Consider the following 6,087-nt stretch of genomic DNA (forward strand, 5'->3'; position numbering starts at 1 on the left):
CGTGCGCACGCCCCTCAAAGAGGCAGGCTCAGAACTGCACCCGCGGCGGCTCCGAGATGGCCGCTCCGTCGATGACCTCGAAGAACTCGCGCTCGTGGAAGCCGAGATTGCGGGCGAACATGTTGTTCGGGAACACCTTGATCTTGGTGTTGAGCTCGCGCACCCCGCCGTTGTAGAAGCGACGTGACGCCTGGATCTTGTCTTCGGTGTCGACGATCGACTGCTGCAGCTGAAGGAAGTTCTGGCTCGCCTGCAGCTGCGGATACGCCTCGGCCACCGCGAACAGCGACTTCAGGGCCTGTTGCATATGGCCCTCCGCGACACCGGCGTCGGCAGGACCGGCGGCAGTGAGGGTCTCGGCGCGCGCCCTCGTCACGTTCTCGAACACCGCCTTCTCATGGGCGGCGTACCCCTTCACCGACTCGATCAGGTTCGGCAGCAGGTCTGCCCGCCGCTTCAGCTGCACCGTGATGTCGCTCCACGCCTCGTCTACGCGCACATTCAGCTGCACGAGCGAGTTGTATGTGGCCCACAGGTAGATGCCGGCGATCAGCACGAGCGCCACCACAATGATGACCGCGATCAGCCATTCCATACCGAGACTCCGTTCGAGGTGTGACCCTCATACTAGCTACCGGCCCCGCGATGGAATGAGCCTCCGATCAGGACTCTCAGTCGTTACCCACCGAGAACGCGATCGAGGTAGGGGTTGCGCAGGAGTCGATCGGGGTCGAGCCGGTCGCGGAGAGCGACGAAGTCGTCGAAGCGCTCGTACCGCGCACGCAGCGCGTCGGCGCCGAGCGAGTGCATCTTGCCCCAGTGCGGCCGGCCGCCGTGGCGGAGCATGATCTCCTCGACGGCGTCGAAGTACTCGGCCGGATCGTCGCGCCAGTAGCGGTGCACCGCGATGTAGCCGGTCGGCCGGCGGTGCGCTGTGGACATCCAGACGTCGTCTGCCGCGGCGAAGCGCACCTCCACCGGGAACGAGATCCGCCAGCCGCGCTCGTCGACGAGCGCGCGCACGGCGTCGAAGGCGGGGCGCACCTGGTCGGCGGGCAGCGCATACTCCATCTCGCGGAAGCGCACCGACCTGTCCGTCGCGAAGACGCGGTTCGAGGCATCCGTGAATTCTCGATCTCCCCACAGCCGCACCGACAGACGGTTGATGGTCGGGATGGTGACGGGAGCCGCGCGGGCGACGCTGCAGGCGGCCTGGTGCAGGAGGGTGCCCACGAGCCGGTCGTCGACCCACTTCCCCACGGGAGACAGAGGATGCCGTGGCGCGCTCTCGGGAAGCCGGGTGTTCGTCTTGGTCATCGCGCGGTCGGTGTGCGCGAACCAGTAGAACTCGAAGTGATCGGCACTGCTCACGCGCTCGTCGAGCTGTGACAGCACATCGTCGAGCGGCTCGGGCCGCTCGACGGCGTGGAGCACGAATGCCGGCACGCACTGCAGCGTGACCTCGACCAGGATGCCGAGCGCGCCGAGGCCGAGCGCGACGGCCGGCAGCAGCTCGGCGTTCTCGATCTCGCCGTTGCGACCGGCGCCGACGCGCAGCAGCTCGCCCGATGCCGTCACCAGCGTCGCACCGACGACCTGCGTGGCGATGCCGCCGAAGCGGGCGCCGGTGCCGTGGGTGCCGGTCGAGATCGCGCCGGCGATGGACTGCCGGTCGATGTCGCCGAGGTTCTCCATCGCCAGGCCGTACGGGGCGAGGAGGGCTGGGATCCGGTGGAGCCGTGTCCCGGCCAGAAGCGTCACCCGCCCGCGCTCGACGTCGACGCCGACGAGCCCGCTCAGATCCGGCAGCTCGAGCAGAACGCCGGGCGCGACGGCGATGCCGGTGAAGCTGTGTCCCGCCCCGACGGCCTTGATCGGCATCCGGCGCGCTGCCGCGGCGCTGACCGCTCGCTGCACCGCTTCGATGCTCCGGGGATACTCGACCCGCTGCGGACGGACCCGCTCGAAACGGCTCCAGTTGCGCCATGTGCCGCCCGGGCGGGTCACAGGAACGCCTTCCCCTCGCCGCGGTAGGTCGGCAGGGTCCGGGAAGCCTCGTTCGCGCCGCTGCGCGAATCGACGAGATGGTAGTGCTCCACACGCTCGGCGAGCTCACCGCTCTTGGCATGCCGGAACCAGACGCGGTCCCCCACCCGCAGGTCGCGCGCGGCCTCTCCCCGCAGCGGCGTCTGCACCTCGCCGGCACCTTCGCGCGGCGCCGTGCGCAGCCCGGCGGGCCAGACCGGCGCGGGCTGTCGCGAATCGACGGCGGGACCCGAGGCGATCCACCCGCCGCCGAGCACCGTAACCACATCCGGGGCGGGTCTGCGCACCACGTCCAGGGCGAACGCGGCGGCCGGGGCGGGATCGAAGACCCGGTAGCCGTCGAAGAGATGACCGGCGAGCAGGCCGCTGCCCGCGGTGAGCTCGGTGACCGCGAGATCGGATGCCGTCAGCTCCAGCGAACCGGTTCCGCCGCCGTTGACGAATTCCAGCGGCGCGATGTCGCGCAGCCCCGCGACGATCGCTGCGCGCCGATCGAGCAGTTCGGCCGCCGAGCGTCGCTGCATCCACCGGATGACGGCATCGCCCGCCCCGGTCGCATCGCCCTGCCCGGCGATCTGCGCCTCGTACATCATGAGCCCCACCAGCCGGAAGCCGGGTCGCGCGGTGATGGCGCGGGCGAGCGCCGCGACCTCGCCGGGCTCGTGCACGGGAGAGCGCAGCACGCCGATGTGCCCGAGGCCCGGTGCCCGCCACGAGGCATCGGCGTCGATCGCGATGCGGATCTCGGCGCGTGCGGCCGGTGCGGCGATGGCGTCGATGAGGTCCAGCTGCGCCAGATCGTCGACCATCAGGGTGATCCGGGCGGCGGCCGTCTCGTCGGCGGCCAAGGCAGCCAGGGCCGCGCGGTCGGCCGTCGGGTAGCCGAGGACGATGTCGTCGTGGGCGCGCGCGCCCTCCCGGGGCGTGGCGAGCCACAGCGCCTCGGGAAGGGTGAAGGCGAGGATGCCGCGGTATCCCGGCAGGTCCAGCACCGCGTCGAGGACGGCGCGCACGCGCACGGACTTGCTCGCCACGCGGATCGGCACGCCGCCGGCGCGCACCACCATGTCGAGCGCGTTGTACCTGAGCGCATCCACGTGCAAGGCGGCCACCGGCCCGCTGACGGCGGAGACCGCGCGGGTCATCGCGTCCCAGTACGAGTGCGGGTCGTCCCACGGCCGGGCCGGCGTGCGGGAACCGTTCGGCGCTGCCGCCGTCGACGTGGCGAGGGGCAGCAGGTCGAGGCTCATTCGACCCGCTTCGGGTGGGCGCGCATGGGCTCCAGCCTAGAGCCACGGGAATACACGCCAAGCGCAGTACCCCCGGTGGGACTCGAACCCACACTGCAGCGATTTTAAGTCGCCTGCCTCTGCCGATTGGGCTACGGGGGCGCCGGGACGGACGTCGCCGACGCCTCCACGCTACCGGTCAGCGCGACACGTCAGCGGCCCGCGGCCACCTTCTTGTCGGCTTCGACCTGCTCGGGCTGGTCGGCCTTCTTGCCCTGCTCCCGCGGCACCGCCGGCGGTGTCACAGCCGGCTGCGCCGGACGCGGGCGTGCCGCGAACTCTTCGAAGACGTAGCGCGGGCTCTGCACGGTCGACAGGTTCACGAGGTCGCGACCGAGCCAGAAGTTGTTCCACCAGCCCAACAGCACGCGCCACTTGCGCTCCCACGAGGGCATCGCGAGGCCGTGGTAGCCGCGGTGCGCGAGCCAGGCGATCGGTCCCTTGAGCGCGAGCTTGCCGGACTGGAAGACACCGACTCCCACGCCGAGGCCCGCGACGGCGCCGAGGTTCTTGTGGAAGTACTCGCGCGGCAGCTCGCCGCGAAGGACGGCCACGAGGTTCTTCGCGAGCAGCTTGGCCTGACGCACCGCGTGCTGCGCGTTGGGCACGCAGTAGCCGCCGACGCCGCCGCCCGACAGATCGGGGACGGCCGAGACGTCACCGGCGGCCCAGGCGCCCTCGACGAACTCCTCTTCGGTGCCGACGCGCAGGTCGGTGCGCGTGCGGATACGGCCGCGCTCCTCGACGGGAAGGTCGCCGCCGCGAACCACCGTGGGGTTCGCCATGACGCCGGCGGTCCAGATGATCAGGTCGGTCGGGATGACCTCGCCCGTCGACAGCTCGACGTTCCCGTCCACCGCGCCGGTGACCTGCGTGTCGAGGTGCACCGACGCGCCACGCTGGGCGAGGTTCTTCAGCACCCACTCGCTGGTCTTGAGCGAGACCTCGGGCATGATGCGCCCCATCGCCTCGATGAGGTGGAAGTGGGTGTCGTCGAACGTGAGCTCGGGGTAGCTCTTGACCAGGGACGACGCCAGCGACCGGAGCTCGGCGAAGACCTCGATGCCCGCGAAGCCACCGCCCACGACCACGACGGTGAGCAGGCGATCGCGCTCGGGCCCCGGAGGCAGCACGGACGCCTTGTCGAAGTTCGACATCAGCTTGTCGCGGATCGCGACCGCCTCTTCGATCGTCTTCAGTCCGATCGCGTTGTCGGCGATGCCGGGGATCGGGAAGGTCCGCGACACGGCGCCGGCCGTCACGACGATCTGGTCGTACTCGAACTCGTACGGGTCGCCGACGATCGGCGTGATCGTGGCGACCTTGTTCGCGTGGTTGATGCCGGTCACCTTCGCAGCGACCACGCGCGTGCGCTTGAGGTGGCGGCGCAGCGCCACGACCGAGTGACGGGCCTCGATCGAGCCGGCGGCCACCTCGGGAAGGAAGGGCTGGTACGTCATGTACGGCAGCGGATCGACGATGGTCACGTCGGCCTCGCCCTTGCGCAGGTGCTTCTCCAGCTTCCAGGCCGTGTAGAAGCCTGCGTATCCGCCACCGACGATGAGGATCTTGGGCACGGTGTTGGTCACGGTTTGGAGGCTCCTCCTGTGTCAGCGGCTCGGCGCGCGGGACGCCAATCGGATGCGTCGGACAGCTGCGGTGACGCCGAGCGCCACCAGTATAGCCGCCGCTGTGGCCACAGTGAGCGGCAGGGTGCCGTACAGGAGGGTTCCGCTGTCGGGCAGCAGAGGCGATCCCGCACGGTCGATGGTGTCCGCGGGAGGCAGCGCGGGGATGTCGACCGGAGCAACGGGTTCCGCAGCCCGCGGCTCGCTCTGCGCGCGCCGGTAAAGACGCACCCACTCCTCGAGGCTGCCCATCGGGTTCTCGCTCACCGCCTCCACCGATGCGGAGACGGCGGCTCCGGCATCCACCAGCCCGTACCCGTACAGCTCCTTCGGCCCGGACGCGGGACGCGCGGTGCGGATGATCCGGTTGATGACGTTGTCGGCGTCGAGATCCGGGTGGGCCGAGCGCACCAGCGCTGCGACCCCCGCGACGATGGGCGCCGCGCCGCTGGTGCCGTCCCACACCACCAGCCGGCCGTCGGCCGACACCCCGATGAGCTTCTCGCTGGGAGCCGAGACTCCGATCGTGATGCCCTGCGTCGAGGCGTTGACGCTCGCGTTGCCCTGCGGGTCGACGCCGGCCACGGTGAGGACGCCGGGGATCGTCGCGGGGGCACCGACTCGGGTCGTGCCACTGGCGCGGTTGCCGGCAGCGACGACCACGACCACGTCGTTCTCGTAGGCGTACAGGAAGGCGTCGTCCCAGCTCTGCGGCCAATCCGGCGCGTTGGTGGTCAGCGACATGTTGATGACGTCGGCGCCGTTGTCGACGGACCAGCGGATCGCGTCGGCGATCTGATCGGCGAACGACCGGGTCGCCGCTGAGCCGAAGCCCACCGACACCGACAGCAGCTGCGCCTCCGGGGCGACGCCGATCATGCCGGTGTCGGATCCGGTGCCGCGTCCCGCGGCCAGCGAGGCGACCCAGCTGCCGTGATCGGAGTCGACGGCCCCCACAGGCGTCCGCCCGTCCGCGGAGCCGGCACCCGATACGTCGGTGCCGTCTGCCACTGCCCCGGCGAATTCCACGGGGCCGCGGGCGATGCCGGTGTCGATGACGGCGATCGTCGAGCCCGCCCCTCGCGTGGTCTGCCAGGCCTGCTCGATCCCGTAGTCGGCGAGCC

5 protein-coding genes and 1 tRNA gene are annotated in these 6,087 nt (G+C 70.6%); all 6 read right to left on the minus strand.

Annotated elements, in window-relative coordinates; all coding sequences use genetic code 11:
- Positions 1–28: 28 nt before the first annotated feature.
- The gene (locus tag WYM_RS12715) at positions 29–595 is read right to left on the minus strand and encodes a LemA family protein (RefSeq protein WP_019181225.1); all 567 of its coding nucleotides are present in this window, start codon (positions 593–595) and stop codon (positions 29–31) included.
- An 83-nt stretch (positions 596–678) separates the two neighbouring features.
- Positions 679–2,007, minus strand: coding sequence for a D-arabinono-1,4-lactone oxidase (locus WYM_RS12720; RefSeq protein WP_019181226.1), 1,329 nt, complete (start codon positions 2,005–2,007; stop codon positions 679–681).
- Positions 2,004–3,296: an alanine racemase gene (locus tag WYM_RS12725; protein ID WP_019181227.1), complete on the minus strand. Its 1,293-nt coding sequence runs from the start codon at positions 3,294–3,296 to the stop codon at positions 2,004–2,006. The genes WYM_RS12720 and WYM_RS12725 overlap by 4 nt, the downstream gene beginning before the upstream one ends.
- A gap of 67 nt (positions 3,297–3,363) precedes the next feature.
- Positions 3,364–3,437, minus strand: a tRNA-Leu gene (locus WYM_RS12730).
- Between the two features lie 50 nt (positions 3,438–3,487).
- Positions 3,488–4,912: an NAD(P)/FAD-dependent oxidoreductase gene (locus WYM_RS12735; RefSeq protein WP_026059791.1), complete on the minus strand. Its 1,425-nt coding sequence runs from the start codon at positions 4,910–4,912 to the stop codon at positions 3,488–3,490.
- 33 nt (positions 4,913–4,945) lie between these two features.
- A partial coding sequence (locus WYM_RS20195) for a S8 family serine peptidase (protein WP_019181229.1) occupies positions 4,946–6,087 on the minus strand: 1,142 nt, incomplete at its 5' end.

Origin of the sequence: Microbacterium yannicii PS01, from assembly GCF_000304335.1 — a bacterium.
In the GTDB taxonomy this organism is placed as follows: Bacteria; Actinomycetota; Actinomycetes; order Actinomycetales; family Microbacteriaceae; genus Microbacterium; species Microbacterium yannicii_A.

Coding starts and splice junctions, on each gene's coding strand:
- WYM_RS12715 (WP_019181225.1), bottom strand. CDS start 595: ATGGAATGGCTGATCGCGGTCATCATTGTGGTGGCGCTCGTGCTGATC.
- WYM_RS12725 (WP_019181227.1), bottom strand. CDS start 3,296: ATGAGCCTCGACCTGCTGCCCCTCGCCACGTCGACGGCGGCAGCGCCG.